The 16,445-nt window shown below is 73.9% G+C and carries 15 protein-coding genes and 1 pseudogene; 12 read left to right on the forward strand and 4 right to left on the reverse strand.

All coding sequences use genetic code 11. From position 1 onward, the window contains the following. Positions 1-120: 120 nt before the first annotated feature. Positions 121-1,119, reverse strand: a complete 999-nt coding sequence (locus tag FDA94_RS10560; RefSeq protein WP_170990878.1) for a DNA topoisomerase IB — start codon at positions 1,117-1,119, stop codon at positions 121-123. Between the two features lie 70 nt (positions 1,120-1,189). Between FDA94_RS10560 and FDA94_RS10565 the strand changes: the two genes are divergently transcribed. From FDA94_RS10565 to FDA94_RS10585, 5 genes are all read left to right on the forward strand, one after another. Beyond that, on the forward strand, positions 1,190-1,555 hold the full coding sequence (locus tag FDA94_RS10565; RefSeq protein WP_137246863.1) for a hypothetical protein: 366 nt from the start codon (positions 1,190-1,192) through the stop codon (positions 1,553-1,555). A gap of 79 nt (positions 1,556-1,634) precedes the next feature. After that, positions 1,635-2,267: a DUF6766 family protein gene (locus tag FDA94_RS10570; RefSeq protein ID WP_137246864.1), complete on the forward strand. Its 633-nt coding sequence runs from the start codon at positions 1,635-1,637 to the stop codon at positions 2,265-2,267. Between the two features lie 55 nt (positions 2,268-2,322). After that, positions 2,323-2,856, forward strand: coding sequence for a PadR family transcriptional regulator (locus FDA94_RS10575; RefSeq protein ID WP_137246865.1), 534 nt, complete (start codon positions 2,323-2,325; stop codon positions 2,854-2,856). After that, positions 2,853-3,578 carry an ABC transporter ATP-binding protein gene (locus FDA94_RS10580; protein WP_137246866.1) on the forward strand — a complete coding sequence of 242 codons (726 nt, stop codon included), beginning with the start codon at positions 2,853-2,855 and terminating at the stop codon, positions 3,576-3,578. Before FDA94_RS10575 ends, FDA94_RS10580 begins: the two co-directional genes overlap by 4 nt. A 5-nt stretch (positions 3,579-3,583) precedes the next feature. After that, a complete protein-coding gene (locus FDA94_RS10585) occupies positions 3,584-5,374 on the forward strand; it encodes an FtsX-like permease family protein (RefSeq protein ID WP_137246867.1) in 1,791 nt (596 codons plus the stop codon). A gap of 107 nt (positions 5,375-5,481) precedes the next feature. Here FDA94_RS10585 and FDA94_RS10590 read toward each other — a convergent pair whose 3' ends face one another. Continuing rightward, positions 5,482-5,814 (reverse strand): type II toxin-antitoxin system PemK/MazF family toxin, encoded by a 333-nt coding sequence (locus tag FDA94_RS10590; protein WP_137246868.1) that lies wholly within the window; start codon positions 5,812-5,814, stop codon positions 5,482-5,484. Positions 5,815-5,896: 82 nt separating this feature from the next. On the opposite strand from FDA94_RS10590, the pseudogene FDA94_RS41505 reads away from it, so the two are divergent. Together FDA94_RS41505 and FDA94_RS10595 are read left to right on the forward strand one after the other, a co-directional pair. After that, a pseudogene (locus FDA94_RS41505) lies at positions 5,897-6,036 on the forward strand (IS701 family transposase); the annotation flags it as partial. A gap of 91 nt (positions 6,037-6,127) precedes the next feature. After that, positions 6,128-7,462, forward strand: coding sequence for a type I glutamate--ammonia ligase (locus tag FDA94_RS10595; RefSeq protein WP_137246869.1), 1,335 nt, complete (start codon positions 6,128-6,130; stop codon positions 7,460-7,462). Here FDA94_RS10595 and FDA94_RS10600 read toward each other — a convergent pair. Beyond that, complete coding sequence (locus FDA94_RS10600; RefSeq protein ID WP_137246870.1) at positions 7,434-8,078, reverse strand: DUF998 domain-containing protein; 645 nt, start codon at positions 8,076-8,078, stop codon at positions 7,434-7,436. The two genes, FDA94_RS10595 and FDA94_RS10600, sit on opposite strands and share 29 nt — an antisense overlap. Before the next feature lie 137 nt (positions 8,079-8,215). Between FDA94_RS10600 and FDA94_RS10605 the strand changes: the two genes are divergently transcribed. The 5 genes from FDA94_RS10605 to FDA94_RS10625 all read left to right on the forward strand — a co-directional run bounded on the left by FDA94_RS10605 (position 8,216) and on the right by FDA94_RS10625 (position 15,215). After that, positions 8,216-8,539 (forward strand): YciI family protein, encoded by a 324-nt coding sequence (locus FDA94_RS10605; protein WP_137246871.1) that lies wholly within the window; start codon positions 8,216-8,218, stop codon positions 8,537-8,539. Then, a complete protein-coding gene (locus FDA94_RS10610) occupies positions 8,536-10,428 on the forward strand; it encodes a sigma-70 family RNA polymerase sigma factor (RefSeq protein WP_137246872.1) in 1,893 nt (630 codons plus the stop codon). Before FDA94_RS10605 ends, FDA94_RS10610 begins: the two co-directional genes overlap by 4 nt. Before the next feature lie 66 nt (positions 10,429-10,494). Beyond that, positions 10,495-10,938 carry a CBS domain-containing protein gene (locus FDA94_RS10615; RefSeq protein WP_137246873.1) on the forward strand — a complete coding sequence of 148 codons (444 nt, stop codon included), beginning with the start codon at positions 10,495-10,497 and terminating at the stop codon, positions 10,936-10,938. Positions 10,939-10,987: 49 nt separating this feature from the next. Beyond that, the gene (locus FDA94_RS10620) at positions 10,988-14,653 is read left to right on the forward strand and encodes an FHA domain-containing protein (RefSeq protein WP_137246874.1); all 3,666 of its coding nucleotides are present in this window, start codon (positions 10,988-10,990) and stop codon (positions 14,651-14,653) included. 109 nt (positions 14,654-14,762) lie between these two features. After that, positions 14,763-15,215 (forward strand): hypothetical protein, encoded by a 453-nt coding sequence (locus tag FDA94_RS10625; RefSeq protein WP_137246875.1) that lies wholly within the window; start codon positions 14,763-14,765, stop codon positions 15,213-15,215. A 2-nt stretch (positions 15,216-15,217) separates the two neighbouring features. Here FDA94_RS10625 and FDA94_RS10630 read toward each other — a convergent pair. Next, on the reverse strand, positions 15,218-16,445 hold a 1,228-nt coding region (locus FDA94_RS10630), incomplete at its 5' end, for a S41 family peptidase (protein WP_137246876.1).

Here is a 16,445-nt window from a genome sequence, read left to right on the forward strand (position 1 = left end):
CCGAAGCAGGAAGTAGGCCAGCAGGCCCAGCAGCACCGCGAACTGGCCCCACGCGGCCAGCAACACCAGCCCCTCGTCGTTCACGCGACGCCCACTGCCCCATGGAGAGGGGACCGAACTTCAGTTCTTGGTACGTCTGAGCAGTGCGATCACCGCGCGCTCGGCCGCGCCGTGGGTGGCCGGGCCGTCGCCGTCGCCGAGGTCGGTGAGCGCGCGGTCGATGGTCTTCCCGCGCTCGTACGCGGTCACCACCCGAGGGTCGACGTAGGAGGCGCGGGCCACGGCCGGGGTGTTGCCGAGGTGCCCGGCCACCTCCTTCATGACCCGGGTGACCGCGCGGCGGCGGCCGGTCCGGCTGCGCACCCGTTTGGAGACGGCCAGGCCGACGGCGGCGTACACGGTGGCGTGCCAGGTGCGGAAGTCCTTGGCGCTGACCTCGGTCTCGAACCGGTCGCGCAGGTAGTCGTTGATGTCGTCGCTCTTGACGTCGACCCAGGCGCCGTCGTTCTGGTAGCGGAGGAGTTCGCCGTCGTCGCGTCCCTTCCGCAGGGCGGTGACGACCGCGCAGACGTCGGGGTCGGTGATCTCGATCTCGCGGGGCACCCCGCCCTTGGCCGGGTAGGCGCAGGTGACCCGGCCCCGGGAGCAGGTCACGTGCTCCACGCGCAGGGTGGCCAGGCCGAAGGACTCGTAGGCCTCCCCGCCGACGCGGAACAGGCCGATGTCGAGCATCCGGGCGGCGGCGGCCAGCACCCGCTCCCGGGTCAGCCCCTTGCCGTCGAGGTCCTTCTGCACCCGCTCGCGGAAGGCGGGCAGGCGTTCGGCCAGCTTCGCGACCCGCTCGAACTTGGCCCGGTCCTGCTCTTCCCGCCAGGCGTCGTGGTAGCGGTACTGGCGGCGGCCGGCCGCGTCGGTGCCCACGGCCTGGATGTGGCCGTCGGGGTCGCGGCAGATCCACACCTCCCGCCAGGCCGGGGGCAGCACCAGCGCGCGGATCCGGCGCAGGGTGCGCCGGTCTTTCACGGGGCGGCCGTCGGCGTAGGCGTAGGAGAACGAACGCCCGCGACGGCGGCGGGTGATGCCGGGTTCGGCGGGGTCGCTGGGACGCAGTTCGGGCACCCTGCCACCGTGCCCGGCACAGTGACGGCCTAACGGACTAGTCGTCTCCCGGCCGGGGAATCCCGTCTACGTGCTGAGATACGTGATGGGGATCACGCTGACGACCGGCGCCTGCGCCGCCGGGGGAGTGCCCGCCGTCGAGGAGGCCGCGGGGCGTTTCTTCGCGGCCGTGGCCGCCGGGCAGGGGACGGCGGCGTGCGCGCTGCTCACCGACGCGGCGGCGGCGAGCCTGCCCGAGCCGTGCGCGACCAGCGTCCTGGACCTCGGGTTGCGCGGCGGGCCGGCCGAGTCGGTCGCGGTGTGGGGGTCGGAGGCCCAGGTGCGCCTCCCGCAGGACACCGTGTTCCTGCACCGGGGCGCCGGCGGCTGGCGGGTGCGCGGAGCGGGGTGCCGCCCCGACGGCGAGCGGCCCTACGACTGCGAGGTGTCGGGCTGATGCGCGCCATGTTCGCCGTGACCCTGACGATCATCGTGGTGGGCCTGGCCTACTTCCTGCTCATCGGGTTCCTGCGCCGATGATCCGCCGCAACGGGCTGAGCCTGTTCTTCCTGGTCGTCTTCCTGCTCGCGCTGGCCGGCCAGTCGATCGCGGGCCTCGGCGCCTACAACGACGACCAGCTCGGCTCCGGCGGCGACCCCGTCTCCTGGGCCGCCTACGTCACCTCGGCCGACTTCGCGGTGGACGTCGCGGAGAACTGGCAGTCGGAGTACCTCCAGTTCCTGCTGTTCATCGTGGTCACCGTCTGGCTGGTCCAGCGCGGCTCCCCGGAGTCGAAGGCCGGCGAGACGGGTGACCGGGTGCGGCCGGGCAGCCCGGAGTGGGCCCGCGCCGGGGGACTGCGGACGATGCTGTTCGCCAACTCGCTCGGCCTCGTGATGGGCGCCACCTTCGTCCTCTCCTGGTACGCCCAGTCGGTCGCCGGCACCGCCGCCTACAACCGGGAACAGCTGGCCCGGCTCCAGGATCCGGTGACCTGGACGGGCTACGTCGCCTCGCCCGACTTCTGGGACCGCACACTCCAGAACTGGCAGTCGGAGTTCCTGGCGGTGCTCTCGATGGTCGCCCTGTCGATCTACCTGCGCCAGCGGGAGTCGCCGGAGTCCAAGCCCGTCGGCGCCCCCCACGGGGAGACCGGCACGGACGTCTGAGTTGACGTTCTCTTTACCTAACCGCTATTCATTACCTAGCCGTTAGGGGTGGTGGATGCAGGACGCGATACTGGCGATGCTCGCCAAGGAGCCGTCGCACGGCTACGACCTCGGCCTGCGGCTGCGGCGCGCCCTCGGCCCGCTGGGCGAGTCGATGAACGCGGGCCAGGTCTACGTGACCCTGGCCCGGCTCGAGAAGGCGGGCCTGGTCGTCCACGAACGGTCCGACACGTCGCCGGCCCGCCCCGACCGCAAGGTCTACGCCCTCACCGAGACCGGGCAGGAGCGGGTGGCCGCGTGGCTGGCCGAGGTGAGCCGGCCCAAGCCCGACCTGGTCGAGTTCCACCTGAAGCTCGCCGCCGCGAGCGCGTCCCGGCTGGCCGATCCGGTCGAGCTCGTCGACGCGCAGCGCCGCGAGCTGCTGCGCCGGCTGGCCGAGGCGCAGCGGGCGGTGCTCGCCGAGCCCGAGGGCTCCACGGGCGGCCTGCTGCTCGAAGGGATCGCGTTGCGGCTGCAGGCCGACCTGCGCTGGCTGGAGGCCTGCGAACGGGTCTGGTCGAGAGCGGGAAAGGAATCCGGGGACGAATGAACGTGCTGCAAGTCCGCGATCTGGCCAAACGGCACGGCCAGAAGCACAGCCTGGTCCGCGCCGTCGACGGCGTCGACCTCGACGTGCCGGCCGGGCAGATGCTCGCGGTGATGGGCCCGAGCGGCTGCGGGAAGTCCACGCTGCTCCACCTGATGGGCGGGCTCGAACGGCCCACCGGAGGTCGGATCTGGCTGGCCGGGGAACGGATCGACACCGCGGGGGAGCGGGCCCTGGCCCGGCTGCGCCGCCGGTCGGTCGGGTTCGTGTTCCAGTCCTTCCACCTCGTGGAGGAGCTGACCGTGGCCGAGAACGTGGAGCTGCCGGTGCTGCTGGCCGGCGGCTCGCCCAGGGCCGCCAAGCGGCGGGCCCGGCACCTGCTCGACCAGGTCGGGCTGGCCGACCGGGCCCGCCGGCTGCCCTGGAAGCTGTCGGGAGGTGAGCGGCAGCGGGTGGCCGTCGCGCGCGCCCTGGCCAACGAGCCGCTGGTGGTGCTGGCCGACGAGCCCACCGGCAACCTCGACACGGCGGCGACCGACGAGGTGCTGCGGCTGTTCGCCGACCTGCGCGCCATGGGGCAGACCCTCGTCATGGTCACGCACGACGCGCGGGTGGCGGCCACCGCCGACCGGCTCGTCTCGATGCGCGACGGGGTCTTCGTCGAGGACACCTGGCTGGCCGGGCACACCGGTCAGTTCGACGGCCTGTTCGCCATGGGGGACTGACCGCCGTGGGCCGCGTTCTGCTCGTGTTCCGCCTCGTCCTCGGCGACCTGCGCCGGCATCCCGGCCCGGCCGTGCTGCTCGTGCTGTCGACGCTCGTCGCGACCGCCGTGCTCAGCCTGGGCATGTCGCTGCCCGGCGCGACCGAGCGGCTCTACCTCCAGACCCGCGCCGCGACGGCCGGCCCCGACGTGGTCGCGATCGCCCCCGGCCTGAGCCGGGCCGCGGACACCGCGCTGACCTCGCTGGAGAACGTGCCGGGGGTGGCGGCCCGCAGCCGGACGTACCGGACGTTCTTCACCACGATCACCACCGATCGCGGCGCGGTGCGCGCCGCGGTCTTCGGGGCCGACGCGAAGCCGGGCCCGATCGACCGGCCGCTGGTGACGTCGGGGGTGTGGGTCCGCCCCGGCGGCGCGGTGGTCGAACGGGGCTTCGCCGACGCGCTGCGCCTGCGCGTCGGCGACCACGTCACGATCGGGGGCCGGTCGTTCCCGATCGTCGGCGTCGCGGTGACCGCCGCCCGCCCGGTCTACCCGTGGGCGACGATGGGCGGCCCCGACGGCGGCCCCAGTGACCGGTCGGGCCTGGTCTGGCTGCACGAACGCGATACCCGGGCGCTGGCCGAGGCGGACGTCCCGGCCGCCTCGCTCGTCTACCTGCGGCTGCGCGACCCGGCCGCCACCGCGGCCTTCCGGGCCGTCTACCACGAGGCCCACGACCCCGCGATCCGGGTGAACTCCTTCACCTGGCCGGTCATCGCCTTCCAGGACTCGGTCTATCTGCGGGACGGTCAGCCGATCCTGATCGTCGGCGGCTGGCTGCTCAGCTTCCTGGCCGTCGCCGGGCTGAGCACCCTGGCGGCCGGTCGGGTCGCCGGGCAGACCCACCGCGCGGGGCTGCTCAGGGTCGTCGGCGCGACCCCGGGCCTCATCGCCGTCGTCCTGCTGACCGAGTACCTCGCCCTGGCGCTGCTGGCCGACGCGGCGGGCCTGGCCGTCACGCGGCTGGTCGCCCCGCTCGTCGTCAACCCCAGCGGCAGCCTGCTCACCACCGACGCCGGGCCGAGCGGGCCGGTCGCCGCGATGACGACCGTCGCCGCCGTCGGCGTGGCGATCCTGACCGCCGTCGCCCCGGCCGTGCGGGCGCTGCGGACCGACGCCGTCGCCACGCTCTCGCCCGCCGCCCGCCGCCCCGACCATCTGGTCCTGCTGAGCAGGCTGGCCGGGCTGCTGCCGGTGCCGCTGCTGCTCGGGCTCCGCCTCGTCGCCCGGCGGCCCGGCCGCGCGCTGCTGCACGCCGCCGGCACGGCGACCACGGCCCTCGGCCTCACCGTCCTGCTGATGGTGGAGGCCCAGCCCGACCAGGGCTGGGACTTCGGCGGCGTCACCGTCGCCGACCTGATGGACGACCGCTCCCGCCTGCTCCTGCTGGGCGTCATCGCGGCGATGGTCGCCCTCGCGGTGGTGAACACCCTCACGATGACCTGGACGACCGCGAAGGAGTCGCGGGCCACCATGGCCGTCGCCCGCACCCTCGGGGCCACGCCGGGGCAGGTCGCCGCGGGCCTGGCCACCGCCCAGCTGCTGCCCGCCCTGCCCGGCGCGCTCGCCGGCATTCCCCTCGGCCTGTTCGCGCAGTGGCTCTTCGGCCACCAGAACGCGCCGCAATCCGCCACCCCGTCGCTGTGGCTGGTTCCGCCCGCGCTCCTGCTGGTCACCGCCGTCCTCGCGGCCGTGCCGGCGCGGGTCTCGGCCCGCCGGTCGGTGGCCGAGACGCTCAGGGCGGAGACCGCTTAGTACTCCGGCCGTAAATCGTGATCTCGATGATGAGGGGCGCCGAGGCGACAGTCGGACAGCGTCGACCATCTGGCCGAGACCGCCCAAGCCGTCGGCTCCTTCTCCCTCTACCCGAGTCCACCGAGACGGAGGGCATCGTCAATCTCGCTGAGCTTCGCCGGGGACAGGACGGCCGCCCGCTCTATCAGGTCGTCCCGTGACACGGTGGTCAGCCACGTGCAAGGAGTGAAGCCTGGACGCGGGAACGCGAGCCGCAGCACGCCTTCGAACGGCACTCCTTCACCGGCGCCCACCGTCACTTCGATGCCCAGACCGCTCATGTCGACGCCGGCCGGAGCGACGACCTGCATCACCCGGATCCCGGACGCGTCGTCTCCCGACAGCAGTACGACCAGCCTCCGCTCGTCGAACTGGACCCACCAGACTTCGCCACGTTGCACAAGTCCTCCAGACACAGGACGCCGCTGTGGAGACGGGTGCGGTCACCGTTGATCATCGGTTTATGAATACTGAAGATCACGCGGGGCCGCAGGTCACAGCGTAAGCCCTGCCCACTGGCAGGAGGCGTTCGAGGGCCGGTTCACGCGGGTCGAATCCCGGCGCCGAGCCCGCTCGGGCGGGCCGAGTGGGACGCCGACCAGGTCCGCGACGACGTGGGTGACCGGTGGTCGCCGAGACCGGCGACGTGAAGCTTCACCCTTTCTTCGCCGTGCGCGGGGACTCCGGACGGGCGCCGCCGGAGAGGAACGCAGGGTGGAGAGAACGGCGGAGCGCTTGGCGAAGGACGGGGTCGTGGGCCTCATCGTCGTCTGGGCCGACAACAACGGCATCCCGCGCTCCCGGACCGTCCCGATCGAGCAGCTGCCGCAGGCGGCCGAGCGCGGCGTCGGCGTCAGCCCGCTGTTCGCGATCTTCGACACCCACGACGGGATCGCCTACGGGCCGCCGGGGCTGACCACGCCGTCGGGTGACGTGCGCCTGGTCCCGGTCGCCGACCGGATCGTCCGGCTGGCCGGGCAGCCCGGCTTCGCGTGGGCCCCCGGCCGGCAGGTCACCGCCGAGGGCGCGCCGTGGCCGTACGACCAGCGGGGCGTGCTGGAACGGCAGGTCGAGGCCGCCGCGCGGGCCGGTCTGGAGTTCCGGGCGGGCTACGAGATGGAGTTCCGGCTCAGCCGGGAGGACGGCCCTCTCGGCGTCGTGGGACCCTCCTACAGCCCGCGCCTCCTGCTGGAGGTCGACGAGTTCGCCGCCCGGCTGATGGGCGACCTGCGCGCCAACGGCGTCGAGATCGGCCAGTTGCACGCCGAATACGGCCCCGCGCAGTTCGAGCTCAACATCGCCCCGGCCGACCCGGTGACCGCCGCCGACCGGCAGCTGCTCACCCGCCAGACCATCCACGCCGCGGCCCGCGCCCACGGCCTGCGGGCCTGCTTCGCCCCGCTGACCGACGGCGCGCGCGTCGGCAACGGCTGGCACCTGCACACCTCCGTCGCCCGCGACGGCGTCAACCTCCTGTCGGGCGGCGACGGGGTCTGCGGCCTGACCGCCGACGGGGCCGCCTACCTGGCCGGGCTGCTGCGCGACCTGCCGTCCATCGCCGCGATCACCGCCCCCAGCGCCGCCTCGCTCCTGCGCCTGCGGCCCGGCTTCTTCTCCAGCGCCTACGCCTTCTGGGGCGTGGAGAACCGGGAGGCCGCCCTGCGGTTCGTGCCCTCCACCGCCCTGCTGGGCGCCGGCCACGCCAACGTGGAGCTCAAGCCGTCCGACGCCTCCGCCAACCCCTACCTGTCGCTGGCCGTCGTCATCGCCGCCGGTCTGGCCGGCATCGCCGACGGCCTGGTGCCCCCGCCGCCCATCCAGGAGGACCCCGGCCCGTGGACCGACGAGCGGCGCGCGGCGGCGGGCATCCACCGCCTGCCTTCGACGTACGAGGAACAGAGGGCGGCCCTGCTCGGCGGCGGGCGCGTCCGCGCGGTGCTGGGGGAGGAGCTCTTCGGCGCGTTCACCGTGGTGCGCGCGGCCGACCAGGCGTGGGCCGAGGGCAGATCGGCCGACGAGGTCATCGCCGCCCACCTGTGGAGGTACTGACCACCGCGTCGGCCGCGAGGGTCCACGAGACCCGGGAGACCCAGAGCATGGCGGTGATCGCGCCGACGGCGAGGGTCAGGGACCCGGCCGTGCCGCCGCTCATCGCCCAGAGGTTCCCCAGGAGGAGGGCCGTCCCGCTGACCCGGGAGGCGACGGCCCGGCCGCGCTGGCCGGCGCGGGAGAACCGCCGGCCGAGCACGTAGCAGGCCGCGATCAGCGAGAAGAAGGTGAGCGACCCGGCGGCCAGGTGGCCGATCCCGCTGGGCCCGAGGGCGCCCGGCCCGGCGGGGGTTCCGGCGGGGAAGCCGTCGGCGGGATCCATGACGAGGACCCCGGCGGCGGCCATCCCGACGCCGGCGGCCGCGACCAGCCGGGGCGCCCAGCCGCCGTCGAGCGCCCGGCGGAGACCGGCGGCCCCGAGGAGCAGCAGGACCCCGCCGACGACGAAGTTGAGGATCTGCAGCCAGCCGAGCGAACCGGTGCTCAGCAGGCTGAGCGGGTGGCGGGTCAGGTCGAAGCCCTCGCGGGTGGCGGCCTGGGCCAGCGACACCGCCGACCAGAGCGGGCCGGCGACGGCGGCGCAGAGGAGGAGGGCGCGGGTGGCGGACGTGGTCATCGGAGCCTCTTCGGGGTCGGGGAGTCGGTTCACCTCCCACGTCGAAGGTGCGATATGACAGGGAACGTCGTCCGTTCCCTGTCACATCGGCGAATCGACGTACCGGCACAGACACCGGACGACGAACGGAGATCGAGATGCGTTACCTGCTGCTGAGCCTGGCCGACGAGAACACCCCCGCCCCCGACGAGAGGCTGTTCGCCGAGATGGGGGCCTTCATCCAGGAGATGAGCGCCAAGGGCATCCTGCTGGCCACCGGCGGCCTGGAGCCCGGCGGGCTGCGGATGACCTCCTCGGGCGAGGAGGTCACCGTGACCGACGGGCCGTTCACCGAGGCCAAGGAGGTCGCCGTGGGCTTCGCCCTGGTGGAGGTGCGGTCGGAGGACGAGGTGCTGGAACTGGCCCGCCGCTTCCGCCGGATCGTCGGTGACGGGGTCAGCGAGATCCGCAGAGTCCAGTGATCGACGCGGTCTGGAAGCTGGAGTCGGCGAAGATCATCGGTTCGCTGACCCGGCTGGTCGGCGACGTCGGCCTGGCCGAGGAGTTCGCCCAGGACGCCCTGGTCGCCGCGATGGAGCGGTGGCCCGCCGAGGGGACGCCCGGCAACCCCGGCGCCTGGCTGACGGCCGTGGCCAGGCGCCGGGCGATCGACCACATCCGGGCCGAGCGGCGGCACGATCAGACGCACGAGCGGATGGCCCACGACCTGCGCCACGACGACGACACGGGGGAGCAGGACCGGGACGACACGCTGCGGCTGATGTTCCTGTCGTGCCACCCGGTGCTGCCGCCCCCGGCGCGGGTCGCGCTCACCCTGAGACTGCTCGGCGGGATGGGCAACGCGGAGATCGCCCGCGCCTTCCTCACCGGCGAGCAGGTCATCGCCCGGCGGGTCGCCGACGCGAAACGCGCGCTGGCCGAGCACCGGGTGGGCTTCGACCTGCCCGTCGCCGACGAGGCGGCGGAGCGGCTCGCGTCGGTGCTGGAGGTCGTCTATCTGATCTTCAACGAGGGGTACGCGGCCGCCTCCGGCGACGACCTGATGCGCCCCGGCCTGACCCTGGAGGCGCTGCGCCTCGGCGGCATGCTGGCCGAGGCCGCGCCCCAGTCGGAGGTGCTGGGCCTGCTGGCCCTGATGGAGATCCAGGCCTCCCGGGCGGACGCCCGCACCGGGCCGTCGGGCGAGCCGATCCCGCTGCACGAGCAGGATCGGGGCCGCTGGGACCGGCTGCGCATCCGCCGGGGGTTCACCGCGATGCTGCGGGCCCGCGAACTCGGCGGACCTCCCGGCCCCTACCTGCTGCAGGCCGCCATCGCGGTCTGCCACGCCCAGGCGCCGACGGCCGAGGAGACCGACTGGGCCCAGATCGTCTCCCTGTACGAGCTCCTCGTCCGGCTGACCCCGACACCCGTCGTGCGGCTCAACCGGGCGATGGCCGTCGGCATGGCGCGCGGCCCTCGGGCGGGTCTCGACCTGACCGAGGACCTGACCGCCGATCCGGCGCTGCGGAACTACCACCTGCTCCCGGCCGTCCGCGCCGACCTCCTGCTGCGCCTGGGCCGCGCCGAACCGGCCCGGCGGGAGTTCCTGCGAGCGGCGGCGCTGGCCGACAACGCCGCCGAACGGGCCTTCCTGGCCCGGCGGGCCGCCGGGATCCCCGCGGGCGAGCCCGCCGGTCCGCTGCTCGGCCCGGCCGTGGCCGAGTTCCTCGCCGGTCGCACGGACGCGACGGCCCGCTCCTACGGCCAGACGCTGCGGCGGCTCCGCACGGCCCTCGGCGAGCAGACGCCCCTGGCGGAACTGACCCCCGCCGAGACGGCGCGGGCGGTGACCTCGGCCTGGGGCGGCGCGGCGCCCCGGACGTGGAACCGGCACCTGGCGGCGCTGCGCTCCTTCTGCGCGTGGGCCGGTCGGCCCGACCTGGGCGCGGAGCTCGCGCGGCGGGCGGAGCCCGCACCGGCGATCCGGCGCGGCGCGCCCGTCCACGTGTGGAGCGGAACCGGCGCCGCGCCGAGGGAACTGGCACTGTGGTGGCTGCTGCACGAGTCGGCCGCCCCGGTGACCCGGGTGCTGGCCCTCAACGTCGAAGACCTGGACCTGGACGACCGCCGCTCGCGTACCGGGATCACCTGGCGGTCCCGGACGGCCGCGCTGCTGCCCGCCCTCATCGGCGACCGCACGCGCGGCCCGCTGTTCCTCTCTGGCCGCCGCCCGGCGCCCGCCCGCGCCCCCGCCGAGGGCGATCTGTGCCCGCACACCGGCCGCCGCCGGCTGTCCTACGAGCGCGCCGAACACCTCTTCAAACAAGCCACCGGCCACACCCTTTCTGACCTGAAAAGTCAGGACTAATCGCTACCTGTACACCCGAATACCCCCGATTTACACTCCTGGAGACTGATCGGGAGGTGGCCCGGCATGCTGGTCAGCGACGTCATGACGGCGTTCCCGGCGCACATCCGGCTCGGTTCGACCATCAGACGGGCGGCCGAGGTGGTGAGCGTCTCGGAGGTCGGTCAGCTCATGGTCATCGACCATGACGGCCGGTTCGCCGGTTCACTGTCGGAAGAGGATCTGGTGCGGGCCATGCTGCCCGGCTTCGACGACGTGACCGCCGGGGGCGGCACCCTCGCCGACGCGTTCCGGATCTTCCTGGAGAAGGGCCGCGCCCTCGCCGACCGGGTCATCGACCCGCTCGTCGTACGCGACACGGCCACCGTGAGCCCGGCCGACGAACTGGCCAGGGCCGCGATCGTGATGGTCGAACGCGGCATCCGAAGGCTGCCCGTCGTCGATGAGGGGAATCTCGTGGGCACGCTCTCCCGCGCCGACCTGTGCCGTGCGGTGATCTACCATTCCTGAACTGCGGCTGACCCTCACCGACCGGCACACCCGGGCGACCAGCCAGCGGGTGTGCACCCTGCCGGTCACCCTCGGCCGCGACGCCGGCGCGGCGGCCGTGGTCCTCGACGACGGCGCCGTCTCGCGGCGGCACGCGCGGCTCGAATGGGACGACGGCCAGCTGGCCCTCACCGACCTCGGCAGCTCGAACGGGACCTTCGTCAACGACACGAAGATCACCCGGTGCCTGCTCGGCGTCGGCGACCGCGTCCGCATCGGCCGCTACGAGCTGACCTGGGCGTTCATCGACCCCGACCGGACCACCACCCTCGACGCGAACCAGCTGACCATGCTGCGCCCGGTGGGGCCGCCGCGCGTCGCCGCCCGCCGCGTGGTGGAGGGGGCCGAGGCGTTCAACCGGCGGGCCGGACACGAGCTCGACGGGTTCCTGTCCTTCGCCCACGGGTTCCTCCCGGCCGAGCCGCCGCTGCTCGCCTTCCCCGAGTCGCACCGGGCCTGGGACGAGATGACCGCCCGGCTGCCCGAGCTGTTCCGCGGGCTGTCGCTGCGGCGGGCCTTCGACGCGATGCCGGTGCTCGACGCCCGGCCCGAGGCGCTGCCCGACCGCTACCTGCTGCGCGCCTCGACCATGCTCGGGGTGTTCGCGCACGCCTACCAGTACATGGCCGTCGACCCGCCGAAGGCGCTGCCCGACTCGCTGCTGCGGCCCTGGACGACGGTGTCGCGGCGGCTGGGCAAGAAGCAGCCCGCCGTCTCCTACATCGACCTGTTCTTCTACAACTGGCGGCTGCGCGACCCGGCCGGGCCGAGGGTCCTCGACAACATGGACCTGCTCGTGCCGACCTGGGACAACGCGGCCGAACGCGTCTTCTACCTGGTCACCACCGAGTTCGCGATGGGGCTCACGCCCGTGCTCGGCGCGATGGTCGAGGCGCAGGAGGCCGTCGTCGCCGACGACCCGGCCGCTCTGGAGCGTTCCCTTCTGGTGATCCTCGACCGGCTCCGGTACGTCACCCAGGTCGTCTATCCGCAGATCGACCCCAACCCGCGCGGCCGCAGCCCGCTCGACCAGGTGCTGTGGGCCAAGACGGTCGGCACGGCCGGCGTCCCGATCTTCGACGGCGCGCCCAGCCCGAGCGGCACCGCCCAGCCGCAGGTCCACGCGATCGACGCCTTCCTCGAACGCCGCGACTACGGCTCGATGGTCGGGCAGCAGAGCACCTACCTCGCGGGCTTCTTCCCCCGGCACTGGCGGGAACTGGTGGCCGCGCTCCGCGAGGTGTCGGTGCGCCAGTACGTCGAGGACACCCGTGACAGCACCCTGCGCGGCGTCTACAACGCCATGCTCGACGCCTACGTGGGCGACCGGGGCTGGATGGGGCTGCACCGCATCAAGGCGTACGGCTTCCTGGAGGTCGCCTTCAAGGTCGGCCGCCAGGTGACGACCGGCGCCCGCTTCACCGGCCTGTTCAAGGACCGGACCTGGGACAAGGTCGACGGCGAACTGGCCACGGTCCGGGAGGAGCGCCGGCCCCCGGTCGGGGCGCCGGTGGTGTTCGGGACCGCCCGCCGGGGCCGCGTGGTCACCGGCGAGTCCGGTTCCTGGACGTGCTACCTGGACATCGACGTCACCGGACAGGGCGTCCACCACCTGCCGGGCGACCGGGTCGGCGTGCTGGCCGAGAACGACGACGACCTCGTGCGCCGCACCGTCGCCGCGCTCCAGGCGACCGGCGACGAATTGGTGCCGCTCACCCCCGAGTGGCGGACCGCGGTGGCCGGCCGGGCCGGCTTCGGCGAGGTCGACGTGCTGCCCCTGCGCACTCTGCTGCGCTTCGCCCGCCTGCGGCCCATCGGCCGCGAGGTGGCCAAACGGCTGATCAGGCTGACGGCCGTGGGCGCCTGGCAGCGGGTCGTGGACGCCCGCATGGAAGACCAGTGGGAACTCTGGGACGTCCTGAACCTGCTGTACGCGGGCGGCTACGACGTCACCCGCCTGTGGAAGGGCGACCTCCGGGAGAAGGACGCGTTCTGCCGGGTGGTCCCGCCCGAGCCGTTCCGCCTCTACTCGATCGCCTCGGCCCCGCCCCCCGGCGAGGCGGCCACCACGCTGCGGCTGGTGGTCGCCGGTCTCGGCTACACCTCCGCCCGCACCCCGTGGTCCTATCCCCGCGAGCGGCGCGGCACGGCCTCCCACTTCCTGCGCCGGGCCGCCCAGGAGGGCCGCCGCCACCTGTCGCTGCGGATCGTGCCGACGCCCAGGTTCCGGCTCCCCACTGATCCCGGCCGGCCCGTCGTGATGTTCGCCGCCGGGTCCGGGATCGCGCCGTTCCTCGGGTTCGCCGCCGCGCGTACCGGACCGGGGGAGAACCGGCTCTACCTGGGGATCCGGTCGCCGGAGGAGTTCGTCCAGCACCCCGATCTGGAGACCGCGGCGGCCGAGGGCCGCCTGCGGCTGTCGGTGGCGTTCTCCCGCGCCGACGCCGGCGTCACCTTCGACGGCGCCCGGCACGTCGTCGGCGCCGGTCGCCGCCGCCGGGTCGACGACGTGATCCGCACCGAGGCCGACGACCTGTGGGCGCTGCTCGAACGCGGCGCGCACGTGTACGTGTGCGGCAGCGCGCGGTTCGCCGTCGCCGTGCTCGACGCGCTCGCGGAGATCGTGCCCGGCGACGGCCGCGAGTTCCTCCGGCGGCTGACGGCCGACGGGCGGCTCAGCCAGGACGTCTTCACCACCTACCTGGGCCACGCGCAGCAGGGCCCCCGCTTCGAGGTGTCGGAGCTGGCCCTGCGCACCACCGCCGAGGCGGGCTACTGGATGGCGATCGGCGGGGCCGTCTTCGACGTCGGCGAGTTCCTGCACCTGCACATCGGCGGCCCGCACATCGTCCGCAACCACGTCGGGCTCGACGCGACGGCGGCGTACCGGAAGATCCTGCACCACGCGCACGCCGAGATCGACGCGCAGCTCGCGATGTACCAGATCGGCCACCTGCGCCGGCTGGAGTTCGGCGCCAGATGGGGCGTGGTGCTCACCGAGGAGGGACTGCGGGCGCTGCCGCTGGAGGAGCTGTTCCGGACCTGGGTCCGGTTCGTCTACCTGCTGGTCGGCATGGAGAACGCGCTGACCGCCGACTACGGCTTCACCACGGTCGCCGCGACGGCGGGCGAGGACCCGGCCGAGCTGACGCCGTTCAAGGCGCAGTTCGTCGTCGAGGCCCACCGGCGGTTCCTGGTCAGCTACCTCGACGGCCTGCTCGGCGACGACCTGCGCACCCTGTGGCAGCACACCGCCGGTTTCTGCGACCCCCACCTGGACCTCCGCTCCTACGACGCCGACCTGTCGGCCCTGGCGGACCGCCCGGAGACCACCCTGGTCAGGACCACCGTGTCGGCCGTGCGGGAGCTCGACTTCCCGCGCGTCGCGACGCTGTGCCGCGCCTACGCCCACCACGACGTCCGGCTGCTCCGCGATCTGAAGGCCGCGATCCTGACGGGCCTGCGGGCGTTCGAGACCCACGAGGCCGACGTCGTCGAGCGGGCCGGCGCCACCCTGCTGGCGGCGGTCGGCGAGGCCCTCGGCGCGGTCGCGGCCTACTACCGGCGGCTGGCCGACCTGACCCGCGCCCAGGGCGTCACCGCCGACGACGCCGCCGAGGAGACGATCCCGCCCGACCGCGGCATCCCCGGCCACGGCGGCCCGCTCCCCGTCTGACGGACACGCTTCCCCGGAACACGGACACACGCCGGCCGATCGGTACCGCTCCGCGCGCACCCGAGGTGGACTCGTGCTCGCAACGTCCGCGATCGGAACGGAGAATCCCATGTTCAGGAAGCTCGTCGCGACGACCGCCGCACTGTCGGCGGGGGCGGCGCTGGTAGCCGCCCCCGCCTCGGCCAGGGCCGACGTGTTCGATCCCAACCCGACCGTCGCCGGCAACGGCAACTACGTGCCGCCGCCGCGCAAGGCCGAGGGCGGCCGCGGCGTCTACGCGCCGTCCTACCTGCCGAGCTGCCCCCTCCACCGGGTCTGCCTGGCGGTCCTCGACTACCAGGACCCCACCGTCAACAAGTGGAAGATCTACGACCTCTACCAGTGCGGCGACTACTCGTTCTACGGCTGGCGCGGGCGGGGCTGGATCCGCAACAACCAGTCGGGCGACGCGGTGGCGATCCGGCTCAACTCCACATGGGGGCTGATCCAGCCCACCCACCCGGTCGACGACCGCTGGCTGGACGTGAACTGGGAGCCCGCCTACCACTTCCGCCCCTGCTGACCTCAGCCGCCCAGGAGCGACAGCGCCTTGCGCAGGGCCGGGTCGCGGCCGGTCGCCAGGTCGAGGGCGGTCATGGGGGCCTGGTGGTCGGCCGGGACGCCGACCGTGTCGACGATCTCCCTGCCGGGGCCGAGATGGCGTACCGACGGCAGCAGGACGACGCCGCCGTCGTCCAGCAGCCACGGGCCGGCCGGGCCCGAGACGGCGCCCGCCGTGCGGGTGCCCACGATGGGGGCGATCCCGTGGCCCTGGACGGCCGCGCTGAAGTCCTCACAGGCCGACGCGCACCGCCGGTCGGTCAGCACGACGAGCCGGGCGCCGAGCAGGGGCACGGTGTCGTCGGTCCGGTTGGGGGTGCAGGAGCCGTCGTACGCGCAGAAGTAGCTGGTGACCTTGCCGTGCGCGAACGCGCCCAGCAGCCGGACGACCTCACGGGGAGAGCCGCCGCCGTTGCCGCGCAGGTCCAGGACGACCTTCTTCGGCCCGCCGCGCAGCGTCGCGATCACCTCGTCGGCGGCCCCCTCGTAGAAGCCGGGGAGCTGCACGTACCGGGCCCCCGACACGTCCTTCACCCGCACGGCGCGCTCGGGAGGCGTCAGCGGGCCCTCGGTGAGCTTCACCGTGCGCACCCGGCCGGTCGTGGGCCGCTTCAGGGTGATCGTGAACGACGGCCGCTGCACCTGCTCGACGAGCAGCGGGTTCAGGGTGTCGCCGACCCAGACGGGCACCCCGTCGATCGCCTGGACGATGTCGCCGGCCCGGATGCCGGCCTTGTCGGCCGGGCTGCCCTCGATGATCTCGGTGAGGAAGAACGGCGGCCGGGCCGCCGGGTCGAGGCCCGGCCCGCTGATCCCCGACGCGCCGACGATCCCGGTCCCGACGAGGCCGCCCTCGCGCGGCGGCCGGGGCGTCTCGTGCCGGGCGTGGTTGTCGCGCAGCCCCTCGACCATGCCGCCGATGGCCGCGCGCAGCGCCACCGGATCGCCCTCGCCGAGCGCCCTGGCCGCGGCGGCCCAGTCGGCGTCGCGGTCCCCGGTGAGCGCGGGCAGCCGCAGCCCCGCGACGTCGGCCCCGCGCTTCTGCAGGTTCCGCGTGTACGCGGCGAACGCGTCCTTCAGCAGGTCCTGGGTACGCAGGCCGGGCCCGCCGTAGTAGTGGTCGAGCACGCAGAAGAACGCCTGCCCGAGCGTGCCGACCGTCGTCGGGGGAGGGGAGGCGGGCGGCGGCCCC

The organism is Herbidospora galbida, assembly GCF_005233835.1.
Classification (GTDB): domain Bacteria; phylum Actinomycetota; class Actinomycetes; order Streptosporangiales; family Streptosporangiaceae; genus Herbidospora; species Herbidospora galbida.

Bases quoted from the DNA above. Each gene is read 5' to 3' on its own strand.
- FDA94_RS10570 (WP_137246864.1), top strand. From the start codon at position 1,635: ATGATCCGCCGCAACGGGCTGAGCCTGTTCTTCCTGGTCGTCTTCCTG.
- FDA94_RS10575 (WP_137246865.1), top strand. From the start codon at position 2,323: ATGCAGGACGCGATACTGGCGATGCTCGCCAAGGAGCCGTCGCACGGC.
- FDA94_RS10580 (WP_137246866.1), top strand. From the start codon at position 2,853: ATGAACGTGCTGCAAGTCCGCGATCTGGCCAAACGGCACGGCCAGAAG.
- FDA94_RS10600 (WP_137246870.1), bottom strand. From the start codon at position 8,078: ATGACCACGTCCGCCACCCGCGCCCTCCTCCTCTGCGCCGCCGTCGCC.
- FDA94_RS10605 (WP_137246871.1), top strand. From the start codon at position 8,216: ATGCGTTACCTGCTGCTGAGCCTGGCCGACGAGAACACCCCCGCCCCC.
- FDA94_RS10615 (WP_137246873.1), top strand. From the start codon at position 10,495: ATGCTGGTCAGCGACGTCATGACGGCGTTCCCGGCGCACATCCGGCTC.
- FDA94_RS10625 (WP_137246875.1), top strand. From the start codon at position 14,763: ATGTTCAGGAAGCTCGTCGCGACGACCGCCGCACTGTCGGCGGGGGCG.